The 26,106-nt window shown below is 67.9% G+C and carries 21 protein-coding genes; 8 read left to right on the forward strand and 13 right to left on the reverse strand.

All coding sequences use genetic code 11. From position 1 onward, the window contains the following. The 6 genes from Q8L83_RS17890 to Q8L83_RS17915 all read right to left on the reverse strand — a co-directional run. Positions 1 to 228 (reverse strand): helix-turn-helix domain-containing protein (locus Q8L83_RS17890; protein WP_305289406.1); only part of this gene is annotated, 228 nt, incomplete at its 3' end. A 221-nt stretch (positions 229 to 449) separates the two neighbouring features. Further along, the gene (locus Q8L83_RS17895; RefSeq protein WP_305289408.1) at positions 450 to 1,709 is read right to left on the reverse strand and encodes a ComEC/Rec2 family competence protein; all 1,260 of its coding nucleotides are present in this window, start codon (positions 1,707 to 1,709) and stop codon (positions 450 to 452) included. Continuing rightward, positions 1,709 to 4,066, reverse strand: coding sequence for a TonB-dependent receptor (locus Q8L83_RS17900; protein WP_305289410.1), 2,358 nt, complete (start codon positions 4,064 to 4,066; stop codon positions 1,709 to 1,711). Before Q8L83_RS17900 ends, Q8L83_RS17895 begins: the two co-directional genes overlap by 1 nt. Positions 4,067 to 4,157: 91 nt before the next feature. Further along, positions 4,158 to 5,156 (reverse strand): FecR family protein, encoded by a 999-nt coding sequence (locus tag Q8L83_RS17905; RefSeq protein ID WP_305289412.1) that lies wholly within the window; start codon positions 5,154 to 5,156, stop codon positions 4,158 to 4,160. Then, positions 5,098 to 5,703: an RNA polymerase sigma factor gene (locus tag Q8L83_RS17910; RefSeq protein WP_305289414.1), complete on the reverse strand. Its 606-nt coding sequence runs from the start codon at positions 5,701 to 5,703 to the stop codon at positions 5,098 to 5,100. The genes Q8L83_RS17905 and Q8L83_RS17910 overlap by 59 nt, the downstream gene beginning before the upstream one ends. A gap of 94 nt (positions 5,704 to 5,797) precedes the next feature. After that, positions 5,798 to 6,979: a benzoate/H(+) symporter BenE family transporter gene (locus Q8L83_RS17915; protein WP_305289416.1), complete on the reverse strand. Its 1,182-nt coding sequence runs from the start codon at positions 6,977 to 6,979 to the stop codon at positions 5,798 to 5,800. Between the two features lie 128 nt (positions 6,980 to 7,107). Here Q8L83_RS17915 and Q8L83_RS17920 point away from each other — a divergent pair, with 128 nt between their 5' ends. From Q8L83_RS17920 to Q8L83_RS17930, 3 genes are all read left to right on the forward strand, one after another. Next, positions 7,108 to 7,455, forward strand: a complete 348-nt coding sequence (locus tag Q8L83_RS17920) for a hypothetical protein (RefSeq protein ID WP_305289418.1) — start codon at positions 7,108 to 7,110, stop codon at positions 7,453 to 7,455. Between the two features lie 132 nt (positions 7,456 to 7,587). Continuing rightward, positions 7,588 to 10,380, forward strand: a complete 2,793-nt coding sequence (locus Q8L83_RS17925) for a M14 metallopeptidase family protein (RefSeq protein ID WP_305289420.1) — start codon at positions 7,588 to 7,590, stop codon at positions 10,378 to 10,380. A gap of 92 nt (positions 10,381 to 10,472) precedes the next feature. Next, the gene (locus tag Q8L83_RS17930) at positions 10,473 to 11,708 is read left to right on the forward strand and encodes a pyridoxal phosphate-dependent aminotransferase (protein WP_305289422.1); all 1,236 of its coding nucleotides are present in this window, start codon (positions 10,473 to 10,475) and stop codon (positions 11,706 to 11,708) included. Between the two features lie 23 nt (positions 11,709 to 11,731). On the opposite strand, the gene Q8L83_RS17935 is transcribed toward Q8L83_RS17930, so the two are convergent. From Q8L83_RS17935 to Q8L83_RS17955, 5 genes are all read right to left on the reverse strand, one after another. Beyond that, positions 11,732 to 12,775, reverse strand: coding sequence for an OprO/OprP family phosphate-selective porin (locus Q8L83_RS17935; RefSeq protein ID WP_305289425.1), 1,044 nt, complete (start codon positions 12,773 to 12,775; stop codon positions 11,732 to 11,734). A gap of 170 nt (positions 12,776 to 12,945) precedes the next feature. Beyond that, a complete protein-coding gene (locus Q8L83_RS17940) occupies positions 12,946 to 15,624 on the reverse strand; it encodes a M14 metallopeptidase family protein (RefSeq protein WP_305289427.1) in 2,679 nt (892 codons plus the stop codon). Between the two features lie 261 nt (positions 15,625 to 15,885). Next, positions 15,886 to 16,125: a DUF4880 domain-containing protein gene (locus Q8L83_RS17945; protein WP_305289429.1), complete on the reverse strand. Its 240-nt coding sequence runs from the start codon at positions 16,123 to 16,125 to the stop codon at positions 15,886 to 15,888. Then, positions 16,082 to 16,669 carry an RNA polymerase sigma factor gene (locus tag Q8L83_RS17950; RefSeq protein WP_305289431.1) on the reverse strand — a complete coding sequence of 196 codons (588 nt, stop codon included), beginning with the start codon at positions 16,667 to 16,669 and terminating at the stop codon, positions 16,082 to 16,084. The genes Q8L83_RS17945 and Q8L83_RS17950 overlap by 44 nt, the downstream gene beginning before the upstream one ends. A 226-nt stretch (positions 16,670 to 16,895) precedes the next feature. Continuing rightward, positions 16,896 to 18,212: a dicarboxylate/amino acid:cation symporter gene (locus Q8L83_RS17955; RefSeq protein ID WP_305289432.1), complete on the reverse strand. Its 1,317-nt coding sequence runs from the start codon at positions 18,210 to 18,212 to the stop codon at positions 16,896 to 16,898. Positions 18,213 to 18,624: 412 nt separating this feature from the next. On the opposite strand from Q8L83_RS17955, the gene Q8L83_RS17960 reads away from it, so the two are divergent. From Q8L83_RS17960 to Q8L83_RS17980, 5 genes are all read left to right on the forward strand, one after another. Beyond that, a complete protein-coding gene (locus tag Q8L83_RS17960) occupies positions 18,625 to 20,892 on the forward strand; it encodes a TonB-dependent receptor (RefSeq protein WP_305289434.1) in 2,268 nt (755 codons plus the stop codon). A 218-nt stretch (positions 20,893 to 21,110) separates the two neighbouring features. Next, positions 21,111 to 22,007: a LysR substrate-binding domain-containing protein gene (locus Q8L83_RS17965; protein WP_305289435.1), complete on the forward strand. Its 897-nt coding sequence runs from the start codon at positions 21,111 to 21,113 to the stop codon at positions 22,005 to 22,007. 131 nt (positions 22,008 to 22,138) lie between these two features. Then, entirely contained in the window at positions 22,139 to 22,489 is a 351-nt protein-coding gene (locus tag Q8L83_RS17970; RefSeq protein ID WP_305289437.1) for a DUF6152 family protein, read from the forward strand. A 1-nt stretch (position 22,490) separates the two neighbouring features. Then, complete coding sequence (locus tag Q8L83_RS17975; RefSeq protein WP_305289438.1) at positions 22,491 to 22,985, forward strand: DUF6644 family protein; 495 nt, start codon at positions 22,491 to 22,493, stop codon at positions 22,983 to 22,985. Between the two features lie 11 nt (positions 22,986 to 22,996). Continuing rightward, entirely contained in the window at positions 22,997 to 23,614 is a 618-nt protein-coding gene (locus Q8L83_RS17980; protein WP_305289439.1) for a beta/gamma crystallin-related protein, read from the forward strand. A 13-nt stretch (positions 23,615 to 23,627) separates the two neighbouring features. Here the strand turns inward: Q8L83_RS17980 and Q8L83_RS17985 are convergent, their stop codons facing one another. Together Q8L83_RS17985 and Q8L83_RS17990 are read right to left on the reverse strand one after the other, a co-directional pair. After that, positions 23,628 to 25,049, reverse strand: a complete 1,422-nt coding sequence (locus Q8L83_RS17985; protein WP_305289440.1) for an FAD-binding oxidoreductase — start codon at positions 25,047 to 25,049, stop codon at positions 23,628 to 23,630. A gap of 3 nt (positions 25,050 to 25,052) precedes the next feature. Continuing rightward, positions 25,053 to 26,078, reverse strand: a complete 1,026-nt coding sequence (locus Q8L83_RS17990; protein WP_305289441.1) for a 2-oxoadipate dioxygenase/decarboxylase family protein — start codon at positions 26,076 to 26,078, stop codon at positions 25,053 to 25,055. Positions 26,079 to 26,106: the final 28 nt, after the last annotated feature.

Consider the following 26,106-nt stretch of genomic DNA (forward strand, 5'->3'; position numbering starts at 1 on the left):
CGAGCTCTGGCTGCGCGGCTCAAGGGTCATTTCAAGCCCCAAGGCGGCCAGCACGTCGAACAGAGTGGAGAGCTTCACGCCGCCTTGGCCAGTTTCGATCTTTGAGATCATTTCCTGACGTTGGCCGGCCAGTTGGGCGAGTTGCGTCTGGGTCAAGCCCTGCTCCAGGCGGAACCGTTGGATCAGGCGACCAATCTGGCCGGATGAACGAGCGATCGTGAGGGGCATGGTGGCTTTCCGGCTATGCCGTAAGCGGCATATGCAGCGTTTATGTGTTTTCTGGCATACTCCTATTTTATGCGAAAATCAACATAAGATGCACTTATGTGGATTGTAGCATAATCGGCCACGCCATGCCGGGGTCAACAGCGAGCAACCCCGGCGCTCAGGACATACGGCAGGATGGGCTTATCCGGTCTTCCGGAACCATAGCCGCCCAGGGGATCGCCTCAGTTGGCGGCGTAGGGGCCGAACACGGCGAGGACGCGGTCGCTTTCGTCGCCGTTGTCGGTGACGACGATCGTGAAGCTGGCGCCGTCTTCGGCCACACGGACCACCACATGGCCCTGGCGGCTCGCCAGGCGGTGGGTGAGCCAGGGGCTTGCGGCCTCGGTGGCGGGGTCGAGGCCCGTCGCAAAAACCCTGGGCTCGACCGGCTGGAGGCGGCCGTTGAAAAGGCGGTTGAGGGTCGACGGGCCGGGATGCAGGGCGTGCCAGCTGGAGATGATCCAGGCCTTTGGCTGCAGCGCGCGCACGGCCCTGGCGCCGGTGGCGTCGAACATGCCGTGGTGCGGCGAGACGGCGACCTCGACCGGCCCGGCGGCCTCTGCGGCTGCGCCCTCGACATCGCGCCAGGGCAGGGCGCCTTCGAAGGTGGTGCTGGTCAGGTCGCCCGCGGCGAAATAGTCGAAGTCGCCATAGGAGAGCCGCAGGGCGGCTGACCACAGGTTCTCTTCCGGGATGTCGGCCGGCGACAGGTCGGCGAGCGGTGGGAACAGGGGGCGGACATCCTCGCCCTCTCCCGTCCAGACCTCACCGTTGACCGCCAGGTTGCGGATCTGAAACTGAGGATGGGTCCCGGCGCCCCTGCGGCGAAGCTGGTTCAGGGCGCCGGGTCGGAAACGCTCGACCGGGCGTCCTGCGGCGATGCGGGCCTGAACGAAGGCCTCATAGTTCTGCTGGAAGGCGGCCTCAAGCCGGCTGGGCGCCGCGTAGTCGGGATAGCCGCGATCCACCAGCCGCCCGATCGGAACCAGGTGGTCGACATCGGAGACCCCAGTCAGGCGATAGCCGCCCCCGGGCGCCAGGGGCGTGGCGTCCCCCACGTCGCCCACGTGATCGGGATGCTGGTGCGTGGCCAGGAAGACGTCGATCCCTGCGCCCCCGGTCTCGCGCAACCGCCTCAGGGCGTAGCGGGCGATCCATTCCCCGGGCCGCCGGGCGTCGCTGGGGCGCGGCGGCAGGGCCGGGGGCGCGGCCCCGCCCGAAGCGCCGGCGTCGATCATCAGGCTCGATCCGTCCGGCCCGATGACCAGGGTCGAGTCCCCCCGCCCGGTGGCGATGTGGTGGATGTCCAGGCTGCCTGGCCGCCAGGGCGCGAGGCGCTGTCCGACCTCGTCCCTGGCGCCGGCCCGCGCGCGTCCGCCCGCCGCGGTCCAGGCCAGGGCGGCGGAGGCGGCGAGGAGGGCGCGTCGCGAGAGACGGTCCATCAATAGCGCGCCGACAGGGTGACGCCCCAGGTGCGCGGCTCGCCCAGGTATTCGGCCAGTACGCCCTGGGTCGACGGAGTGAGCACATAGTCCACGTCGCCAGCGTTCTTGACCCAGGCGGTGGCGCGCCAGGCCCGGCCCCGCGGCTCGTAGCCGACCATCAGATTGGTCAGCGCGTAGTCTTCGATCTGCAGGTTGGGATCGGCCGCCGCGCCGGTATTGTAGGTGTCGGTGAACGCCCAGCTGGCGGCCCCGATCAGATAGCCCTCGTCGCCCACGGGCAGGTCGAGGTCTGCGGCCAGCGATCCCTTGTGCTTGGGGGAAGAGCCGAGGCTGTTTCCGGTATAGACCGCGCCGCCAGGGATGACGAAGGCGTCGTAGACCGTGTCGAGGTGGCCATAGGTCGCCGACAGGCCTAGCCACGAGGCGGGGCGATAGGCCACCTCGATCTCGACGCCCTTGATGGTCGCCTGGCCGGCGTTGGTGATGGTCAGGATCCGCGTCAGGTTGTTGAAGAACAGTTCCTGCTTGTCCTCATAGTCCATGTGGAACACCGCGGCGTTGACCCGCAGGCGATCCTGCAGCCACTGGCTCTTCACCCCCAGCTCATAGCTGGTGACGACCTCGGGATCGAACGGGGTGGTCAGCGCGGACAAGGTGGCGGCGTCGGTGTTGAAGCCGCCGGCCGTATAGCCGCGGGTCACGCTGGCATAGGCGCGCAGGTCCGCGTTCGGCGACCAGGCGAGCACGGCCCGGGGAGTCAGCTCGCTCCATTCGGCCGAGAGGTCCGAGGCCAGAAAGCCGCCCGCCGGGCTCACGGCGTCCACGCGGCGAAGCGAGGCGGTCTTTTCATCGCGGGTGTAGCGGGCGCCCAGGGTCAGATCGAAATTGGCCGGCAGGCGGACCACGCCGTCGGCGAAGACGGCGTAGCTCTGGGTCTCGACGGCCTGATCGGTCAGGACGCTTGAGGTGACCAGGCCGGACCGGGCGGCGAAGTTGCGCACCAGCAGCTGGCGATCGGCCTCCTCCCTGGCGAGATAGAGGCCGGCGACGAAATCACCCCAGCCCCACTTCGGGCTCGCATAGCGGATTTCCTGGGAAAGCAGACCCACCTCGTCGACATCGCGGCTTACGGTCTGGGCGCCGCTCGGCAGGAAGGCGAAATTGGCGCCGGTTCCGGAAAAGTCCTCGCCGGACTGCGACCACCGGTAGCCGGTGATGCTGGTCACCTGGCCGGCCGGGAGGTTCCAGTAGAGCCTGGCCGAGGCGCCCCACTGATTGCGGTCGAAAGCCTGGGGCACGCCGAGCTCCGACGTCCGGCGGTCGCCGTCCGACCCCGCCGCCTTCGACGACAGCGTCCGACCGCCGTTGTGATCCTCGCTATAGTCCGCGCCGAAGAGGGCTTCGAGGCTGTCGGTGGGCGCCAGGCGCAGCTGCGCCCTCAGACTGGTGCTGTTGAGGTCGTCCTGCTCACGGCCGGTGAGCCGGTCCTCGCCATAGCCGTCCCGGGTCTTGACCGACGCCGCCAACCTCAGGGCCGCGGTCTCCGCCAGGGGCGCGTCCATGGAGACGTCCAGTTGGCGCAGGTCGTAGGAGCCCACCCCGGCGCGAACCGAGCCGGCCCAGTCGCCCAGGGCCGGCTTGCCGGTGTCCAGCACGATGGCGCCGCCGGTCACGTTGCGCCCGAACAGGGTCCCTTGCGGGCCCTTGAGCACCTGGATGGAATTCAGCCCGAAGAGTTCGAAGGTCGCGGCGCTGTTGCGGGGAATGAAGAGGTCGTCGACGACCACGGCCACGGGCTTGTTGGCGCCGATCTGGGTGAAGGTGTTGGTGGCGCCGCGAACCGCGATGGTCGGACTGCTCTGGTTGAACGCCGAGACCAGCAGGCCAGGGGTCAGGCGAGACACGTCCCGCAGGCTCTCCAGGCGATAGGTCTCCACCGCGGCGGCGGAAAAGGCGGTGAGGGCGATGGGCACGTCCTGGGCCGCCTCGTCGCGCTTCTGGGCCGTGACGATGACGTCCTGAAGGGTGGTCGGCGGCAAGGCCGGGGCCGGTTGGCCCGCGCGGCGCAGGACGATGGTGTCGCCGCTTTCGGAGGCGATCTCCAGCCCCGTGCCCGCGATGAGGCGGCGCAGGGCGACGCGGGTGTCCATCTGGCCTTGCACGGCCTGGCTGCGGATGTCGCTGACGCCGCCAGGCGCGACGATCTGGAGGCCGGACTGACGCCCGAAGGTCGAGATCGCCTGATCCACCCCCTGGGCCGGGATGTCGAAGCTTCTCACCTGCGCCATGGCCGGCGCAGCCATCGACACCACGGCTACGGCGGCGCCGCAGCCCAGCATGTTTTTCCAGTTCACGTCTTGGCCCCCAGTATGCCGGCCCTGCGCCAGCCTTACAGACCTAGATGCTGCGAGCTCGGCCTTCCGCCACGGGCTGAGCGTGAAGTTTCTATGACGTCGTACGGGTCGCGAGGGTGACGCCCGCCGGCAGGGCGCGGGCCTCAAGCCCAAGGCTCAAGGCGGCGGCCTTGGCGAACCCTTCCGGATCGTTGACCGAGTAGACGCCGGAGACCTCCAGGCGCCCGACATCGGCGGTTGCGAACGCGATCTGGTAGTCGGAGTAGCGGGCGAATTCGGCGGCCGCCTCGGCAAGGGTCAGTCCCGTCAGGTCCAGCCGGCCTTCCCGCCAGGCCAGCGACTTGTCGACCGCTTCGGGCGAGAGGACCTGAGGACGTATGGGCGCACGCCCGCTCACGCGCGACGTCGTGGCGGCGGCGAGGCGCACCCCCTCGGCGGACCCCACCCGCCGCACGTCGACCAGGCCCTGGCGAACCACCACCTCGACATCGCCATTCTCGTGACGGCGGACGGTGAAACTGGTCCCGATCGCCTCGATCCGGACATCGTCGGCGAACACCCGGAACGGCCGCGCCGGGTTATGGGCCACGTCGAACAGCGCCTCGCCGCGCACAAGATCGATACGACGCTCAGCCTTCGCGAACGCCGGGCGGACGACTGTGTCGGTGTTCAAGGTCACGGCCGACCCTTCAGGCAGGGAGACCCGGCGGACATCGCCCTTGGGCGTGGCGATCCGGTCGCGCGCCCAAAGTGTCGTCACGCCCAGCGCGGCGACCAGCGAGGCCGCGACGCCGCCGCCGGCGCCTGCGAGCAGGCGGCGTCTCGTCCACACCGGCGAGGCGGCATGACGCGCCGGCTGATAGCCAGGCCCGAGCGCTCTGGCGCGGTCGAGATAGGCGTCGGCGGCCAGGGCGCGGGCATAGGCGCCGGCTCGCCGGCTGTCGGCGGCCATCCAGGCGTCGAGAGCGCCTTGGTCTTCTGCAGAGAGCGGCCCGCGATCGGCGCGCGCAGCCCAGGCGAAGGCGGCCGCCTCAATATCGGCGGCGCTCTCCCGGTCGGCGTTCAGATGGATCTTGGTCGGTGGGCTCACGATGGCTAGATGACTCCAAGCGCCGAATTCCGCCACGTCCGATTTTCGCCGTCAGGACAGCGAGCGCCTTGCCCACATGTTTCTCGACGGTGCTTTCGGCCAGGTTGAGGCGCGCGGCGATCTCCTTTTGCGACAGGCCATGAATTTTGCGGAGGATGAACACCTCTCGCGGCCGAGGGGGCAGGGTGGCGACCAGGGCGGCTACGCGGCCCAGTTCCTGCCGATTGGCGGCCGCCGTCTCCGGGGACGGCTCGTCCGAGGGAGTCTGCAGGCTGTCGAACTCGGCCAGGGCCTCGAACGTGACCACCTGCGAACGGCGCAGGTTTTGGAGAATGACCGACTTGGCGACCTCGAACATATAGGTGCGGGGCGTGCGGATGTGGTCCACAGCTTCAAGCCCGGCCAGGATGGCGTAGGTCTCCTGGACAATGTCGTCGAGTTCCAGTCCGACCGGCGGACGACGCGAAAGCCAGGCGCGCAGGGCCGGCTCATGCGGAAAAATCCGCTCTGCGAGCCAGACGGCCCGCTGCCTCGTCACCGATCCCATTCGCGGGCTCTAGCAGCGGCGTGTGACAGCTGGCCGACAGCCGGCCGCAGGTCCCGCAAGGCAGGGTGCTGGCGTCGGCTCGGGGGAGCCATCTTCAGCCCGCCTGCCGTGGCGCCGGCCTTTCCAGAATCCGTTTCAGACCCAAGGCCACGAAGCCCGCGACGAGGCCCCAGAAGGCCGATCCCAGGCCCCACAGGACCAATCCCGACCCGGTGGCCAGGAAGGTGACGATCGCGGGGTCGCGGTCGTGGCTGTCGGCCATCATATTCTCCACCGCGCCGATGAGGGCCGGGATGAGCGCGAGCCCCGTCACGGACGCGATCACCTCCGGAGGCAGGGCGAGAAAGAAGCGGACCAGGGTCGGGGCGAAGCCGGCCAGGGCGAGATAGAAGCCGGCGTAGAGAACCCCCACCTGCCATCTCTGGCCGGGATCAGGATGGGCGTCCGGGCCGGTGCAGATGGCGGCGGTGATGGCCGCAAGGTTGACGCCATGTGCGCCGAACGGGGCGCCGATAAGGCTGGCGACGCCGGTGGTCGTGATGAGGGCGCCGGCGGGCGGGCGGTAGCCTGCGGATTGGAGGACCACCAGACCCGGAAGGTTCTGAGAAACCAGGGTCACCATGAACAGCGGCAGGGCGAGACTGACGACGGCGGCCAGATCCGGCGCGGGCAGGGTCGGCAGAAGGGTCCCGAAGGTGCGGCCGGTCGCCAGCGGCGCCATATCCCCCCGAACGAGGGTGAAGCCGACCGCCGCAACGAGGACGAAGATCAGCGCAAAGCGGGGAAGGCGACGCCGAGCGGCCAGGAAGATGACGAGAAGGGCTGCGATCAGGACTGGGTCTGTCGCGCTCAACCGGAACAGGGTCAGGCAGAAGGGCAGGAGGACGCCGGCCAGCATGGCCGAGGCGATCGGGGCCGGGATGCGCGCGATCAGGCGGCCGAGCGCCGGCGTGACGCCCACCACGATCATCATCAGGGCGGCCGCCCCGAAGAGGGCGATGGCCACCGGCCATGAGAGGCCCGCGGTGGTGGCGGCCAGCAGCGCTGCGCCGGGGGTGGACCAGGCCAGCACCACCGGCATCCTGTAGCGGATCGACAGGGCCGCGCCGGCGATCGCGATGCCGAGGCACAGGGCCGTCACCGCCGACCCTGTCTGGTCGACCGTCGCCCCCATGGCGCGCAAGGCCTGCACCACCAGCGCGATCGTGCCGCCGAAGCCGACGAAGGCGGCGATAAGGGCGGCGGACCAGGAGGACGGTGGGGGAAGACGAACCATGGAAGCGGCCTATGGAGTGGTGGTCGATACTATGAGCCGCCGCCGGGCGTCGGGTCCTCCCGATGTTCCAGTGCTGCGGTCATAAAGCGAGGGATTGGATGCTGTCGCGAGAACGAGGACAATTCGGGATGACGTATCTCGTCGCATGGGGGGATCGCCAGTGCGCGGCTAATGTTGCGACCAACTCCATCGCCCGTCGCCTCCGTGCGCGCGGCGCATTGTTGGGGATGGTCCTGATGTGCGTGCTGGCCCTCGTCGCCTGCCAGAGGACCACCTTTGAGGCGCCGGCGTGGCGGGATGCGGATCTGTCCACCCGTGAACGGGCGCAGATGGCGCCGGATCTGGTGGCCTCGGGCCGGCTGGACGGTCTCGACCGGCCCGGCGTCATGGATTTGCTCGGCCCGGACGGGTCGAAGCCTATCGGGTGGTCGAGGACTGACGTCCGCCGGGGCACGTCTCGGCTAGACGCCTTGTGATCTGACCGGCCCGGCCTTCTCCCCGCCGCCGCACTTTTTCTCGTCGACCGTCAGAGATGCGGTGACGTTTTTTCCTGCGCTGCGTCTTCCCTTGGGAGGCCTGGAAGCCTCGCCAGGGTTCAGGATCGTCTCATGCGTCAGCAGCACTTCGTCGCCACCGCCATCGGCCTGGCGCTTATCGCCCAGAGCCTGGCGTTTCCGGCGCTCGGTCAGACCTCGGGCGCTGTGGCGGCCACGCCGGCCCGCCTGCCGGTCACTACGCCCAAGGCGGCCTATGGCTTCGGCATCGGCGACAACTATCACCTGGCCAACTACAGCCAGATGGTCGCCTATTGGCGGACCCTGGCCGGGCAGTCTGACCGTATGCGCATCGTCTCGATGGGCGAAACGACCGAGGGCCGCGACCAGTTGATGGCCATCGTCTCCTCGCCGGAGAATCTGGCGAACCTCGACCGCTACCAGGATATCGCTCGCCAGCTCAGCCAGGTCGGAGATCTGACCGACGCCCAGGCGCGCGCCTTGGCCGCGGAGGGCAAGGCGGTGGTGTGGATCGATGGGGGTCTGCACTCCACCGAGCAGGTGTCGACCCAGCAACTCACCCAGACCCTGTACGAGATCGTCAGCGGCCAGGACGCCGAAACCCTTCGCATCCTCGACGACTGCATCATCCTCTTTGTGCACGCCAATCCCGACGGCAACGAACTGGTCGCCGACTGGTACATGCGCAACCAGACGCCGGAGGATCGCGAGTACGAGAGCCTGCCGCGGCTCTACAACTGGTATGTGGGCCACGACAACAACCGCGACTTCTTCATGTCGAACATGAAGGAGACGGTGAACATCAACCGCGTCCTGTACCGCGAGTGGTTCCCGCAGATTGTCTACAATCACCACCAGTCAGGCCCGCCCGGGACGGTCGTGTTCATCCCGCCGCACCGCAATCCCTACAACTACAACCTCAACCCCCTGGCCCTGACCGGCCTGGACTCGGTGGGCGCCCGGATGCTCGACCGGCTGATCGCCGAGGGGAAGCCCGGCGGCGTGCGCCGGGAATATGCGCCCTACACCAACTGGGCCGGCACGACCCTGCGCTCCAACGCCCTGTTCCACAATTCGATCGGCGTGATCACCGAGATCATCGGCGCGCCGAATCCCGCCCAGCTCGAACTGGTGCCGCGTCAGCAATTGCCGACCAACGACAATATGACGCCGATCCCGCCCCGGACCTTCACCTTCCAGGACGGCATCGACTATTCGGTCAGCCTGAACCGCGGTCTGCTGGACTACGCCGCCAGCAACCGGGAGCACCTGCTCTATTCCATCTATCTGATGGGCAAGCAGAACATCGCCCTGGGTCAGAAGGACCACTGGACGATCAATCCCCGCCGCATCGCTGAGCTGGAGGCGGCGGCCGAAGGTGGCGGCTATCGCCAGGGCGTGCCGCGCTGGGGCATGGGCTTCGCCCCCGACGCCATCGATCCTTCCCTGTTCGACCAGGTGATCCGCCATCCCGAGACTCGCGATCCGCGGGGCTACATCCTGAGCGCCGACCAGCCGGACTTCCCCTCGGTGGTCATCTTCATGAACGCCCTGATCAAGAGCGGCCTGCAGGTGGACCGGGCGACCGAGAGCTTCACGGTGGCGGGCAAGTCCTATCCCGCCGGCTCCTTCGTGGTGAAGACCGCCCAACCCTATCGCGCCCAGGTCATGGACATGTTCGAGGCGCAGTTTCACCCCGACAACATTCCCTATCCCGGCGCCGACCCGATCCCGCCGCACAATGTCACGGGCTACACGCTCGCCTACCAGATGGGGGTGGAGTTCGACCGCGTTCTCGACGGCTTCGAGGCGCCAACCACCCGCATCCCCGACGTGCTGACGCCGCCGCCCGGGCGCGTGGTCGGCACGGGACGCGCCGGCTATCTGGTGAGCCATGAGGCGAACAACGCCTTCCTGGTGCAGAACCGCCTGCTGAAGGCCGGTCATTCGGTGGAGTGGCTGACCCAGGCGGTCGAGGCGGGCGGCGAACGGTTCGCACCCGGCGCCCTGTGGATCCCAGAGGCGCCAGGCGTGCGCGCGACCCTGGAGGGCGCCCTGCGTGACGCCGGCCTCGACGCCTATGCGGCGGCCCAGAAGCCAGATGCGCCGGCCCTGCCCATGAAGCCCATCCGGATCGGCCTGGTCGATCTCTATGGCGGCGTCATGCAGTCGGGCTGGAACCGCTGGCTGTTCGAAACCTACGAATTCCCCTTCGAGGTGGTGTTCCCGCAGCAGCTCGACGCCGGGGACCTCAAGGCCAAGTACGACGTCCTGGTCTTCTCCGACGAGACGGTGCTCGAGCCCCCGGCCCCGGGCCGCCCGCGGCGGGGTCAGCCGACGCCAGAGGCTATTCCGGCCGAATGGCGCGACAAGCTCGGTCTTGTGAGCGAGGACAAGACCGTGCCCCGCCTGGCGGAATTCGTGAAGGCCGGCGGCACGATCGTGGCCATCGGCAGCGCGACGCAACTGGCCGGAGACCTCGGCCTGCCGGTCACCGACGCCCTGGTGACCGCCGAGGGCCATCACCTGCAGCGCTCGCAGTTCTTCGTGCCGGGCTCGGTCATGGCCAACAAGGTCGACAACACAAAGCCCCTGGCCTTCGGCCTGCCCGAGGAGGTCAGCGTCTATTACTACAACAGCCCGGCGCTCAAGGCTGGCGGCGGCGCCACGCCGGTCGCCTGGTTCGACAGCGCCGAAAGCCTGCGCAGCGGCTGGGCCTGGGGGCAGCAGCACCTGGAAGGCGCCGCCTCCATCGTCGAAGCGCCTCTGGGCGCGGGCAAGGTGTTCCTGATGGGCCCGGAAGTGACCCAGCTGGGCCAGTCCCAAGGCACCTACAAGTTCCTTTTCAACGGCCTCTACTACGGGCCGGCGAGCGCGGGCCGCTAACCAGGGCGGGAGATATCCTCGGCGCGGGTCCGGTCCTGCGTCGAGGCGCCCAGGTCCACCTCATGCCTATCCGAACAGTGGAGCGTACGTCTTTGAGTCCCTCGTCCCTTCGCGTGGCCAAGCGCCTGAAGAGCATCAAGGTTTCCCCGATCCTGACCTTGTCCCAGCGCGCCCGCGACCTGCGCGCCGCCGGTCGCGACATCATCGACCTCACCGTCGGCGAGCCCGACTTTGACACGCCCGACGACATCAAGGCGGCGGCCAAGGCGGCGATCGACCGCGGCCAGACCAAGTACACGGCCCTCAACGGCGCGCCCGAGCTTCTGGCGGCCATCGCCGAGCGCATGATCGACCGCGGCATGAACCTGGCCGACCAGTCGATCATCGCGTGCGCGGGCGCCAAGCAGGTGATCAGTCACGCGCTCGAGGCCACCCTGGAGGACGGCGACGAGGTCATCCTGCCGGCGCCCTATTGGACCTCATATCTCGACATGGTGCGCCTGAAGGGCGGGGAGCCAGTGGCTGCGCCCGGCCGCCACGATCCGCGCAGCGGCTGGCGCCTCGACGCCCGGGCGATCGAGGCGGCGATCACGCCTCGGACCCGGTGGCTCATCCTCAACACGCCCAATAACCCCACGGGCGTGGCGGCCACCGACGAGGAGTTGGCCGCTGTCGCCGACGTCCTGCGCCGCCATCCCCAGGTCTGGCTGATGTGCGACGACATCTATGAGGACCTGGTATATGGCCGCCGGGCCCGGCCGCTGCTGGTCAGCCACCCGGATCTCGCCGAACGGGCCCTGGCGGTGAACGGGGCGTCCAAGGCCTATGCGATGACCGGCTGGCGGATCGGCTGGGGGGCGGGACCTTCGGCGCTGATTGCGGCCATGAGCGTGGTGCAGAGCCAGACGACGTCGGCGCCCAGTTCGATCAGCCAGGCCGCCGCCCTGGCGGCCCTGACCGGCCCCCGCGCCTCGGTGGACTCCATGCGCTCGGCCTTCCGCAGCCGGCGGGACCTGCTGGTCTCCCTGCTCAATGATGTTTCGGGCATGACCTGCCCGACGCCGGATGGCGCCTTCTACGCCTTCCCCTCCGTCCGCGGTCTGATCGGCGCGCGAACCATGAAGGGCGACATGCTGGCCTCGGACATCGACATCTCCACCTATCTGCTTGAGAGCGCAGGGGTGGCGACGGTGCCGGGCACGGTGTTCGGAGTTTCGGGCTATCTGCGGCTGTCCTTCGCCGCCAAGGCCGAGACCCTGGTGGAGGCCTGCGCCCGCATTGGCGCAGCCTGCGTGGCAGTGACGGCGGTGACGACGACCCAGGCCTGAGCTCGGGGCGGCCGAGCGGCTGGCTAGAAGGCGATCTGCAGCCGCGCCAGGATGGCGTCTCCGGCGTCCCGGCGCGGCCCGGCCGGCGCGCGGCTCTCAACCTGCCAGTGGCTCGCATTGACCATCAGCCGCGCCCAGGACTCCATGCGCCAGTTCAGGCCCACGGCCATGTCCTCGCCGGTCCCGCCGAAGGGGGCGTCGCTATTGTCCAGCCGTTGAACCCGACAGGTGACCTCCAGGCTCCCCAGACCGCCGCGGGAGAGGGGCGCGGCGGGTGGTCGACGCACGAAGGTTCCGGCCCGGGGGTTGTAGGTGGCCGGCTCGCCGGTGAGGATCCAGCCTGCCGAGAGCGTCCAGGCCTGAACATCGGCGGCTAGGGTGGCGGTTTCGATCCGCCGCTCGCCAAACTCGAGAAAGGCCCAGGTCGGTCCGCGCACCGCGCCGATCTCGCCGCCCAGTCCCCGGGCGCGCCTGGGATCTGCGAGGGTGCCCAGGGCCACCTGGATGCGGTCATTAACCGGGCTGACCCAGTTGGTGTTGCGCGACAGCCGGGTCAGGTCCGCGGTGAAGTCCTCCTGATAGCCCCACGCGCCGAGGTGCAGCACGCCATCCGAGACGCTCACGGGATTCCAGTGTCCCCGGACCGTGGTGGTCACAGCGCCTTCCGTCAGCTCGGGACGGTTGACGTCGTCGCCGGCCACCTGTCCGGCCAGGTGCCAGGTCTCGGCGAACAGCTTCGCCGTCAGACCCATGCCATAGAGTCCCTTCTGGGGGGCGAGGGCCCCGGCGACCACATTGCGTTCGATGAAGGGCAGGCCTTCCGATGAGCTCGAGCCTTCCAGGCCACGCTCGGTCAGGCGATTGCCCAGGGTGATCTCCACCTCGCCCACCGGCGTGGGTTCGGTCCAGGACAGATAGGCGCTGCGCAGGGCCGGCTCATCGCCGGCGAAGTCCGCCACCAGGATGAAGGCCACCCGGTCGATTGCGCCTTCGACCCCGAAATAGAGGGTGCGCATGTCGTGGTCGCTGACATTGCGGGCGGGATCGTCCGATCCGGACGTCGACACGCCATCGAGAAAGAGGCGTGCCTTGGGCCGGATCTGGAAACGTCCATCGGGGGATTGGTACTGCAGTCCCGCGGGGGCGGTCGCTTGAGACGCCGCAACGGCCGGGACCGCCAGAAGGCAGATCCCGGCCGCCAGAGCCAGGCGCAGGCGAGGGCGAACCTCGCCCTGCCTCACCGGCCAGCCCCGGCGGGGCTTGCGCCACCCTGGGCCGCCGCGGCCGGTCCGTAGAACAGGCCGTTGAACAGGAACTTGTAGGTTCCGTGGGACTGCGCCCGCTGGGTCACTTCCGGACCCATCAGGAACACCTTGCCGCGGCCGAGGTCGGCTTCGACGATCGAGCTTGCGCCGTCGAGGCTGGCCTGGCCCAGCGCCCAGCCGCTGATCATGGTGTCGGGGCCGGGAAAGCTGGCCACCGTGCGGACGCCCTGAGCGCCCGGGGCCACCTTGAAGGCCGGGCTGTTGTAGTAATAGACCTTCACCTCCTCGGGCAGGCCGTAGGCGAGGGGATCGCTGACATCGACCACATTGGTCATGATGGCGCCGGGGACGAAGAACGCCGTCCGCGGCAGGTGTTCGCCCTGGGCGTTGACCAGGGCGTCCTGCACCGGAAGGCCCAAGTCCTGCGCCAGACGGGTCGAGCTGCCGATGGCGATCAGCGCGCCCCCTTGGCGGACGAAACGGTCCAGCTGGGGCACGGTGGTCTCGGTGGTGATCTTGCCGAGCCAGCCGCGGAATTCGGCCGGGATGGAGGCCGCGTCCGGCTGGCCCCGCTCGCGACGCGGATCGGACGGGATCACGTCGTTGGCGAAGACGATGACGTCGTACTTGGCGTTGAGGTTTCCGGCGTCCAGGCCCTGGGGATAGACCACCTCATAGGGGAACTCGAACTGCTCGAAGATCCAGCGGATCCAGCCTGACGGCATGACGCCGCCATAGGTGTCCACCAGGGCGATCCGCACGGGGCTGATCGGCAAGGTGGGGGAGGCGGGCTGGGCCGCGGCGGCATAGACGTTGACGCCGGTGTCGCGGGCGGCCGTCTCAATCAGCTCGCGCACCCCGTCGCCGGCCGGGACCCAGAAGGCGCCGGGCGCGAAGGTCTTGCCCCCGTGCCGCACTTCGGAGCTCAGCCAGAAGACCTGTTTGCCGGCCGCCAGCAGGCGGTTCTGAATGATGAAGGCGTTGTTGGTCTCGCGGCTGATCAGATAGCCGCCGGCGCCTTCACCCAGAATGCGGCCGGGCGGCGGGGCGATGACGTCGGCGATCCGCTCCACCGGCGCTTCGAAGCCGTCGAGGACGCGGTCGAAATCGACGCCCATCTGGTAGGCCAGGGTGTAGCCGGCCACGTCATAGGGCGGGGTCGGCGGACCGCCCGGATAGGGGAAGTCATCGGGATGGTTCTGCGGCTCGAAGAGGTCGAGCACGGTGGAGCGATAGGCCTGGCCGGTCTTCACCACGAAGGAGCCGGCGGGATAGGTCTTGCCGCCGATGGTGAAGGCGCGGGTGGCGCGATCGACATCGACCCCGCCCTTGATCATCACATTCACGAAGGCGACGGCCGTAGGCAGGTCAGCCTGGTCGGCGGGGATGATGTAGCCGCGGGGATCGCGGTCTTCCGGCGCGCGCAGCACGGAGAACAGGGCGGGGTCGACCGCCTGGGATCGCCGCCAGGTGTCGCCGGTCGTGGGCGTGAAGGGCGGGGCGGCCGCGACGGCGGCCTCCAGCTTGGCGATGTCCTTGGGCGTGATGGTCCAGGAGTCCTTCTGGCCCTTCTCGATGCCGTTCCGGCCCATGCGGTAAATGCCGAAGAGCAGGTTTTCCCGGTTGCGGGCGGCATAGTCGAGGGCCGCCCGGTTCATGCTGACCGAATAGGCGATGGGCTGGTGGAAGCGCCACTCCTGGGGCGCGATGGGGAAGGGCAGGTCGTTGCGGGCGATCTGCTCCTTGGGCAGCAGGTCGATGGTCATCGGCGTCGGCGAGCCGGTAATCTCCGTCAGGATGCCGATGGCGTTGTGGAAGAGCGCCGTCGATCGCAGGGTCGCGTTGGTCCAGTTGGAGTAGGTCGCGACGCTGCGGCGGCCAGAGCCCGGCTTGCCCTCGCGGATCAGACGCTCGTGCATGGCCGCGCCGACGCCGTCCAGGCCGGTGATGACCATGGGTTCGAGGTTGTAGTTATAGGGGTCGCGGAAGGGCGGGATGAACACCACCATGCCGGGCGGGCCCGCCTGGTGGTGATTGAAGACGATCTGCGGGAACCACTCGCGATAGAGAACACGGTTGATGTTGATGTTCTCGGGTTGGTTCGACATCAGGAAGTCGCGGTTGTTGTCGTGGCCGACATACTTCTGATAGAGCCGCGGAATGTCGTTGAAGCTGCGCTGGGCGGGATCGGCCTTGCGCATATACCAGTCGGACACCAGCTCCATGCCGTCAGGATTGGCGGGCACGAACAGGATGATGGTCTCCTGCAGGAAGCGCCGGGTCTCGGCGTCGTCCTTGCTGAGCATGTCGTAGAGCGTCAGGGTCAGCTGCTGCGCGCCAACGGTTTCCGTGGAGTGCAGGCCGCCGTCGATCCAGATCACGGCCTTGCCTTCCGCGGCCAAGGCCTTGGCCTGGTCTTCGGTGAGGCCTTCAGCCTTGGCCAGGCGTCGGGAAATATCCTTGTAGTGGTCCAGGCGGGCGAGGTTCTCGGGCGCCGAGACGATCGCCATCAGCTGGTCGCGGCCCTCGGCGGTCTTGCCGATGGTGGTCAGCTTCATCCGGTCGGACTCTCCGGCCAGACGCTTCCAGTAGGTCTCCAGCTGCGTGTAGTTGGCGAGCTTGTAATCGTCCCCGATATCGAAGCCGAACACCGCGCTGGGCGGCGAGACCCTCGGCGCCGTCTGTGCTTCCGCCCCTAGGCCTGAAAGAAGGAAAGCCGCCCCAAGGACGGCCGTCGCAAGTTTCCCACGCATCGCCACAACCCCAGTTTTACCGCCTGCGCGCCGTGCGCAGCCCATACAGGGTCAGACGCAGCCTGGGCCGAGTTCGCCACCTGGGCGGGGAAAACGGGATCGATCTTCGCCGGGATGGCCGCGGGTCCCGTGCGGGCGCCAGCGGGCGAGGCGGCTTGCTTAAGTTGAGGGCGGCGTATGCTTGCGCCGAGCCTCGGCGTCGGCCCGGGCTCGGATGCGCATGGCGATCACCCGGGGATCTTGGGCGGCGTCGCCGAGATCGGACCAGAGCGCGTTGACCTGCGCCCAGGCGTGGGCGTTTTCCGGCGAAGCCGCGGCCCAGCGTTCGGCGGCCTGGCGGGTCTCGGCCGAGGTGTCAGTTGACTGCAGACGAACAAGCCATTCGGCGGCGGCGGTCAAGGACGCCGCGTTCGCCGCTGGGCTCGATGTCGGCTTGCGATTCATGCCTCTCCAGGACCCGGGCCATCAGGTGGCGCATCGAACGGGTGACGTGCTTCTGGACGGCGCTGACGGAGATGTCGAGAAGCTCTGCCACTTCACTGTAGGACATGCCCTCCCATCTCAGAAGAACCAAGATGGTGCGGCTGCGCTCGGGTAATTCGTCCATGGCCTGGAGCGTCGTCGCAAGCTGTTCCCGCGCCCGCAGGATCCGTTCGGGCGACATGTCGTCGGGTGGGTGGTCGTGCTCAAGCAGCTCGCAGTGGTCCTGGCGCCGGCGGACCTGATCGCGGCGGTAGCGGTCGCGCAGCACGTTCCGGGCGGCGCGGATCACATAGTGCTCAAGATTGTCGATGCCGCTGGCGTCGCGACCATGCATGCGGATCAGGACTTCCTGGACGAGGTCGTCGATCTCGTCTTCCTGAACCTTGTTTCGAAAGAAGGCCCGCAAGGCAGGTCGGAAGGATAAGACCTCCCAAGGCGCGATCCGGTTTGAAATTTGCATTCTAGACTGTAAAGCGGACATCTCGCCCCCGCAGAAGAAGTCACCTAATTCACTGATGATGAATGCAAATTCGTAGTCCGACTTAGATAATGCGACCGCGAATACAAAAATCGACGATCTGCTTGGTTTTTTTACATCTAGTGATGTGTTGTTGACGTGAGTTGATGACGGATTTTCATTAGTTCATGTCTTGCGCTCAGCGGGCGCGACCGCCCATTTAACTCGCTCAAGTTGTGGGCTTGGCGAGGTACACCTCTTTGTCAAGCTCGCCTTCCCATTTGGCGACGGTCACGGCCACGGCGAGGTCGGAGGTGCAGTTCGGCACGGTGCGCATCATGTCGAGGATGCGGTCGAAGGGGAGGATGAAGCCCACCACCATGGCGGTCTGCTCAGGCCCCAGGCCCAGGGTCTGCAGAACGCCAGCCAGCAGGAACAGCGAGGCCGACGGCACGGGCGCTGACCCCACGGCGATGACCGCAATGGAGATGATCACCAGCAGGCACTGGAGGATCGTCACCTCGACGCCAAAGGCCTGGGCGGCGAACATGGCCAGCAGCCCGACATACATGGCGGTGCCGTCCATGCTCACCGTGACGCCGATCGGCAGACTCGTGGACGCCACCACCCGGCTCACGCCCAGGTTCTCCTCGGCCACGCGCATCACCACGGGCAGGGTCGCGGCGCTGGAGGAGGTGGAGAAGGCGACCACCACGGCGTCTGCGATGTCGCGCAGGAAGGGCGTAATGGGCAGGCCGGCCGCCAGGCGGATGAGTCCGCCATGCACCACAAGCACCTGCAGGGCGCAGCCGACCAGGACGCAGACGGCCAGCAGGAAGACATGGATGAAGGCCGCCGGCCCCACCACGCCTGTCACCCAGGCGATCAGGGCGAACACGCCAAAGGGCGCAACCTCCATCACGCCCCGGGTCATCTTCTGCATGACGTCGGCCAGGGAGGCGAAGGCTCGCGCCACCGGACGGCCAGCCTCGCCGGCGGTCAGAACCGCCAGGCCGAAGATGATCGCGAAGAAGATCACCGCCAGGATGTCGCCCTCGGCCAGGGCGGCCACGGGGTTCATCGGCACGATGGCCATGAACTGATCGGTGAGCGACATGGGCGCAGCGACCGCCGGGGCGTCCGTCGGCTGGCCGAGGACGACGCCGACGCCGGGCCGCGCCAGCGCGCCCAGGCCAAGCCCCAGCGCAGCGCCGATCAGGGTGGTCACGAAGTAGAGGAACAGGGTCTTGACCCCGATGCCCCCCAGACGGCGGATATCGCCCATCGAGACGACGCCGGCCACGATGGTGGCGAAGACCAGCGGGGTCACCAGCATCCGGATCAGTCGGATGAAGAGGTCGCCGATCCAGCGGATCTGTTCGGCCTGGTCGCCCAGCAGGAGGCCCGCGCCCACCCCGAGCGCCATGCCCAGGAAGATGCGCTTCCAGAGGGTGACGCCGAACCAGTAGGTCCCGAGGAAGGTGGCCACGGGCCCCCGGGGGCGATCGGCTTCCGCCGTGGTCGGCGGTGCGTCGACGGACGTCATAGGGCGCCCGGGACAAGGGCGCCGAAAGGGAGCGCAGTTTGGGTCGATCGGCCGATAGCGGGCGGGCCGCTCGCCTGGCCCTGCATGGTCTTGGACACGATTACCCCCGAACGCGTGAAACCCGGTGTTCGGAAGAGGAGGGTTCACCCGATGAGCAGCCCTCGAAAGCGATTTATTCTGTCCGCCTCATGACAAAACGGCATGGGCGAGCCCCCTTCGCGCGCGCGATTCCACAAACCCCCTTCCAGGAACGGACGGCGAGCCCCCGGACGCCGGGCGCCACGGCGTTTTTTGCGATGTGGTGGTTTGCGCCGAGCCCGCGTCTTCCCTGCAGAGGCCCCACGAGCGGAGCCCGACGGCAGGACAAGGGGATAAGTTCATGCGCGGAATATCATCAGGACTTGGCGCTAAGTTGGGCCTCCTGGCCGGCGCGGCGATCGCAGCGCTTTCGGTCAGCGCCGCCTCGGCTCAGGAGGCCGCAAGCGAGGTCGACGAGCTGATCGTTACGGCGACCCGGCGCGACACGACGGTGCAGACGACGCCGCTGGCCATCACCGCCCTGGGCGAAACCGCCCTGGAGAATATGGGCGCCACCGGGCTGCAGGACATCACCGCGATGGTGCCGAGCCTGAAGATCGGCGGGGGTTCGGACGGGGGCGGCCGTATCACCCTGCGCGGCATCCAGGCTTCGGGCGAAGCGACCGTGGGCCTCTATTACGACGAGACGCCGCTGACCGGCCCCTCTGACACCAGCCAGAATTCCGGCGGCCGCTCCCAGGACGGCAACCTGTTCGACGTCGAGCGGATCGAGGTCCTGCGCGGACCCCAGGGCACCCTCTACGGCTCAGGCTCCATGGGCGGCACCGTCCGGGTCATCTTCAACAAGGCCGACACACGGGAATATTCCGGCGCCGTCGACGTCATGGGCTCTGCCATGAAGGAGGGCGAGGCCAGCTACTACGCCAAGGGCGTGGTCAATGTGCCTCTGATCGAAGACAAGCTCGGCGCCCGCGTCGTGCTGTATGAAGAGCAGCGCGGCGGCTTCGTCGACAACATCCGCTACGGCGCCGAGGACATCAACGACCGCACCACCACCGGCGGCCGCATCATGGTGACGGCCCTGCCGCTGGACAACGTATCCTGGCACGGCATGTTCATGCGCCAGAAGACCGACGCGCCGGGGGGCGGCTCCACCTGGTACCCGTTGCTGGGCGAGAAGGAATACAGCACCGATCGCTATGTCATCCCGATCAACCGCGACGAGCTGACCCTCTATTCCAGCGATCTGGAATGGGATGTCGGGTTCGCCGACATCTCCTGGGCGGCGGCCTATTACGAGTGGGATCAGGTCAACGCAAGCGACTACACCTATACGATGCTGCGCAACTCCACGAGCGTGGCCAACTGCACCAACTGGTTCAACCTGTCGCTCGGCGTCCCGACCTCGTCGTGCAACAGCCAGCAACTGGCGCAGTTCACCGCCTTCGCCCTCTCGCAGACCCCGACCACCCTCTACAAGCCGGCCTGGCTGCACACCTTCAACAGCGAACTGCGGATCAGCTCCAAGGGCGACTCGAAGCTCAACTGGACCTTCGGCGCCTTCATCGAAAAGCGCGAGGACTATGTCGACAGCACGCTGGCCGTGGTCGACTCCAACACTGGCGTCATCGGCGTCCCGCCGACCATCTTCTTCCACCGCGACATCACGACCGAGACCGACCAGACGGCCCTGTTCGGCGATGTCTCCTACGAGCTGATCGACGGCCTGACCTTCAATGTCGGCCTGCGGCAGTTCAAGTACGAGAAGACCACCTTCGGCCAGACCGACATGCCCAACTGGGTCTCCGGTTCGCTGGTGGAGCCCTTCAGAAGCTTCGGCGCCGACGCCGAGGGCTGGCTCGAAAAGTACAGCGTCAACTACCAGCTCAATCCCGACATCATGATCTACGCCACGGCGGCCGAAGGCTTCCGTCCCGGCGGGGCGAACAACACCCCGAACCTGGAGCCCGAGCTTGTTCCCTATGGGCCCGACGCGGTGTGGAACTATGAGCTGGGCGTGAAGACGGCCTGGTTCGATCGCCGCCTGACGCTGAATGCGGCGCTCTATCAGATCGACTGGGACGACATTCAGACCTCGGCCCAGACCCTCAGCGGCTGCTGCAGCTTCATCGTCAACGCCGGCAAGGCGCGTATCCGCGGCGTCGAGTTCGAGTATATGGCGCGTCCGATGGCGGGCCTGTCGATCTCTGGGGGTCTCACCTTCTCCGAGCCTGAACTACTGGAAGATCAGATCAACCCGAACATCCGCGACTCCACCTCTCTGGGCGATGCGGGCGATCAGATCCCGGACATCAGCAAGTTCTCCGCCTCGACCAGCGTCGACTATGTCTGGCCGGTGACCGATGGCTTCGACGGGATGCTGCGGCTCGATTACAGCTATATCGGCAAGTCCTACTCTCACTTCCGCCCGACCAATGTGTACTACGAAAAGCAGGGCGACTTTGGGGTCGTGAACCTGCGGACGGGCCTCGAGGGACCGGACTGGGGCGCCTATGTCTTCGTCCGCAACGTGTTCGATATCTACGGCGCCTATTCCGTGAGTTCGGGCGCGGGCTCCGAACAGCTCGTCAATTCGACCCTGCCGCGGACGGTGGGCGTCAATCTTCGCAAGTCGTTCTAGACCCCTCACGAACGACGAGCGCGGCCGCCGCCATTCCGACTGGCGGCGGCCATGCGCTTGTTCCCCTTTGCCGGGGATGCGACGGGCGCCCGCATTAGCGGCACATGAGCGTGGCTTCTGAACTTCTGGGCCAGGCGAAGGGCCAAGCGCTCTCAAATCTCTGGCTTCCCCCTGGGACCTGACGTCTCGTGAGTTCTACGCATGACCTCCCAGTATCCATGTCCCGTCATTTTCTGCTTCCCTCTATCGGCGATCTGACGGCCTTCGAGGCCGCCGCCCGTCATGGCAGCTTCACTCGGGCGGCGGTGGAGCTGAACCTCACCCAAAGCGCCATCAGCCGCGCCGTGCGCATGCTGGAAGACCGCATCGACGTCGTCCTGTTCGAGCGGGTTCGCCAGCGGGTGGTTCTGACCGCGGCGGGGGTCACCTATCTCAAGGAAGTCCAGCGCATCCTCGCCGAACTGCGGCAGGCGACGCACAAGGTGATGGCGTTCACCGAGGCGACCACGACGCTGAACGTGGCCGTGCTGCCGACCTTCGCCACCCGCTGGCTCGTGCCTCGGCTGCCGACCTTCGTCGACGCCCATCCCGACATCACGCTGAACTTCTCCGCCCGGCTCGAACCGTTCGATTTCGAGAGCGAGATGTTCGATGCGGCGATCCACTACGGCGCCCCGACCTGGGCCTCGGCTCACTGCCACCACCTCATGAATGAGGTCACGGTCGTCGTCACGAGCCCCGAATACCGCGCCGCCCGACGCCTTCGTCAGCCCGAGGATCTGGAGCGCGCCACCTTGCTGCATCAGACCACGCGGGCCACCGCCTGGGCCGACTGGTGCGACTTGGCCGGCTTCGATCTCCCCGGCGTGAACCGCGGCCCCCGATACGAGCAGTTCGCCATGATCGCTCAGGCCGCCGCCGCGGGCCTGGGCGCGGCGATCCTGCCAAAGGTGCTGATCGAGGACGAACTGACATCAGGGCGCCTGGTGGCCCTGTTCGAAGACCAGCCGCTGAGCCTCAACAAGGCCTATTACTGGGTCGTGCCAGAGAACCGCGGGGCGTCCGAAGGTCTGCGCGCCTTCACCAACTGGATCATCGCTCAGGCCCACAGCTGATCCCACGGCCCCGGCCGGCCCGATGCGGAACGATCAACCCGCATGGACTGATGAGAAACTATCGCTTTCTCCATCCGAGCCGTGGGCGGAACATTCCGCTTCAAGTGTTCAGTCGAGGTTGGGGGTCTTTCATGTTGCGGGGCTTGCTGCTTGCTCTTGCGATAAGTCTTGGCGCGCCGGGCATCGCCTCGGCCCATCACGGCTGGGGCTCCTATGCGGCCAACCGCAGCATCACCCTCGATGGCGCGGTTCAGTCGACCCGGTGGCGCAACCCCCATGCGGAGATGGCGATCACGGTAGGTGACAAGGTCTGGACCGTCGTTCTGGGGCCTGTCGCTCGCGTTGCGGCGCGGGGGCTGAGCGCCAAGGATCTGCCGGCCGGGGCCAAGGTCAGGATCGTGGGCTACCCCCGGACCGATGGGACCCTGGAAGTTCGCGCCGAGCGCATCATCGTGGGTGGCAAGACCGTCGAGATGCGCTGAGATGGCGCTGCTCGAAACGGTTCAGGCGCTTGCGGTCGCCTTCGAGCAATCGCCCCTGGGGGAGGCCGCACGCAGCGGCGGCGGCCTCTATCCGATCGCCAACCTCGTTCACCTCCTGGGGCTGATCCTGCTGATCGGTGGGATCGGCACGGTCGATCTGAGGCTGCTGGGCTTCGCCCGGGCGCTGCCGCTTGAACCTCTGTCGCGGTTCATGACGCCGCTGGCCGTCGTGGGGCTCGGCCTCTTCGTGATCAGCGGGCTCGTGGTGTTTTCGGCCGACGCCGGCCCCCTGGCCCAGAACAGGATCTTCCTCTGGAAGATGGCGGGGCTGGGCCTGGGCCTCGCCAACGCCCTGGCGTTCAACCTGATGTACAAGCGCCGCCTGGCCGGCTGGGATGCGGCCCCGCCCCTGGCCGGGCGCCTCATGGCCGCCTCTTCTCTGCTCATCTGGCTGACGGTCGGCGGGCTTGGCCGCTTCATCGCCTACAGCGCTTAGGTCGAACGATCATGCTCTCGTCCCATCCCACCCTCGTCTCGGCCCTGGTCGGGGCGGGCTTTGCGCTGGTTCTGTCTTCTTCGGCGGCGGCTCAGGAGGACGAGATCACCTTCTTCAGCGCCCCCGACTTCGCGGGCGAGCGCTTCACGACCCGGGACGATCTCGCCGACACCAAGGCGGCCATCCCGTTCCAGCCCCTGAGCGCCAAGGTGGTCGGCTACTGGGACATCTGCGGCGCGCCGGAATTCACCAATCCCTGCACGGTGCTCCGGCGCGACACGCCCAACTTCGACTATGTGCCTGCGCGGGTCGGCGCGGAGACCTTCGAGGTCCGCTCGATCTTCGCCACCTATCGCGGCGTCGAGGGCGACGCGCCGGCCGAGCCGCTGCTGGAGCTCTATGCCCGCCGGGAATTCATGGGGCTGAGGCTCTCCATCGACGAGGCCACGCCTGACCTACAGGCGCCCGGCGAGGGCGGCGCGCCCCTGAGCGCCCATGTGACCGGCCGCTGGCAGCTGTGCGAAGGAGTCGATTTCACCGGCCGCTGCGTGGTGCTGGAGGCCGACAGGATCGGCTTTGAGCCCTCCGAGTTGCCGCCCGTCATCCGCTCGGCGCGCCCGGCGCCCTGAGCTCCAGAGTCCCTTAGCCGAGGGCGGCGTAGTCCACGGCGCCGAGCGCCCGGTCGGCAAAGGCGCCCTGAACGCGGGCCGCCAGGCCTCGCACGGGCGCTGGGGTGAGGCTCCGGTACTGGGCGAGGTTGGCGCGGCCCAGCCCGTGTTCGCCGCTGAAGCTCCCACCGAACTGGAGGCAGGCGATCTCGTAGACCGCGTCCCGAAGCGCCGCCAGCCGGTCAGGCGCGGGTGGCGCGGCCGGGTCGCAGACCAGGTTGAAGTGGACGCCGCCATCGCCGATGTGGCCGAAGTCGCAGATCTCGAACTCGGGGAATGCGGCCGCCAGCCGGGCGACGGCCGTCCGGCGGAAGGCGGCCAGGTCCGAGCGCCGGAAGGCGAGATCGAAGCCGATGACACGCCCCTTGGCGCGCAGGCCCTCCGAAATGGCGTGGCGGATCGCCCAGAGGGGTTCTGGCGCGCCGGTCAGGATGTCGATCGCGCCGCCGCCGCCGTCGGTTTCCAGCCAGTCGGCCAGAACCTGCTCCAGCTGCTCGGCCAGGGGTGTGTCGCCGGGCCGCCGCGATCGCGTCGTGCTGAGCTCCACAAGCACAGCATAGGGCGGCAGGTCGCCTGAGAACGGATTTCGCAGACCTGGGCCATGGTCCAGCGCGGCGGCCAGGGCGGCCCGTGACATGCCCTCGAAGGCGGACAAGGTCTCGCCGCCCTCGCGCTCCATGTGCAGCAGGAGGGGCAGGGCGGTGTCCAGGTCCTCCAGCAACACCAGGGCCGCCGCGGTCTGGGCGGGGAGGGGGTGAGCCTCGAACTCCACGGCGGTGATCACGCCCAGCGCGCCGCCGGCCCCGATCACCACCTGGCGCAGGTCGAGCCCGGTATTGTCCTTCCGCAGACCGCGGCGCAGCTGCACCACGGTCCCGGTCGCATCGGCCAGGACCATTTCCAGGCCGAGAATCTGCCGGCGCATATCGCCATAGCGGATGAAGCGGGCGCCGCCGGTGTTGGTCGCCGCCATGCCGCCGACAGTGGGATCGGCGCCCAGGTCGATGGGCAGAAAAAGGCCGTGCGGCTGCAGGGCGGCGTTGGCGGCCGAAAGGCGGACGCCGGCCCCGGCGCGGACGCTGCGGTTGACGGGATCCACCGCCAGCGGCGCCTGCAGTCGCTCCAGGCTGAGCAGGACCTGGCGGCCGCTGCCGTCCGCCGTCGAGGCGCCGACCAGCCCCGTATTGGCGCCCTGGACCGTCAATTCCACGCCCTGAGCCCCACACCAGGCGACGATTGCGGCGACCTCGGCCGGGGTGCGCGGGCGAACCACCGCCGCGGCGCGGCCGCCTTCATAACGCGCCGCCTGATCATAGGCCCGAAGGTCCTCGCGCGCCGTCAGCAGGGCGTCGTCGCCCACCAGTCTTGCAAGGTCGGCGACCAGCTGGGCGTCCATGCCTCAGCGATCGGCGCCGGCCGCGGCGGTCATCTTGAAGATGCCCTGGGCGTTGGAGCTGTCGAAGGCGAGGTCCAGGCGTGGGCGGCCGGTCTTCTCGTCGGTCATCTGCATGCGGGTGATGAACTCGTAGAAGGAGCCCGGCGCCGGCCGCGTGACCGTGGCCCCGTCGGCGTCCACGAAGTCCCGCATCACCTGGGCGGCGCGGAAGGCGGTCTGCCGCACGCGGCCTGAGCCTGAGACTTCGACCGTGTCCTTCATCGGGCGGCCCAGGCTCTTCTGGGCTTCGGCCACGGCCTCGACGTCGTCCACCCGGTCGGTGGCATGGTTGAAGGCGTTCCCCTCGGTGGCGATCCAGGCCATTTCGGCCGACTCCGCCAGCAGGGCTTCGTAGTCGGCCTGGGCCGGCGCCTCATGCTGGCGATCGAAGCAGGCGGCAAGGACGGGCAGGACGGCGGCCGCGGCGGCGAGATCAACCTCGCCCTTGGCCTGGAATGTCGCCAGCACAGCCTTGGCCTCATCCGACAGGGGGTCGCGGGAGGTGGACGTGACGGCGCGGGCGGCCTTCACGAAGTCCGGCGAGAAGCGGTCGGTGTGCAGTTCGCTGACGAAGAACTGGGCGATGTCCTCGGGATAGTCCAGCTGAGCGTAGGAGCGTCCCGTCATCTTGAGGCGCTCCAGGGGATAGAGCCCGTTCTGCTGGTAGCCCAGGGGCTTGAGCACCCGAACCACGGCGGCCTCACCGGAGGGCAGCGCGCCCATGCCGCTCAGGACGACGGTGCGCACCGCGCCGTGGTCATGAAAGATGGTCCGGCCGTCCCGCAGGCAGTCGGCGGCATAGTCCGCCGCAGCCGGCACGCGCAGCAGCAGATCGCTGAACAGCACCATGTTCAGGGCCTGGGCCATGACGGCGCGGCTGACCCGATCGGCTGGGGCCATGAGGTCCGGGTGGACCACCAGGAGCTTGAACATCTCGTCAGAGCGTTCGGCGCCCAGCACGGTCTCGACCAGGTCTTGCAACGGCGACACGCCCATCGGTTCTCTCCTCCATCTTGAG

The organism is Phenylobacterium sp. (assembly GCF_030680185.1).
GTDB lineage: Bacteria > Pseudomonadota > Alphaproteobacteria > Caulobacterales > Caulobacteraceae > Phenylobacterium.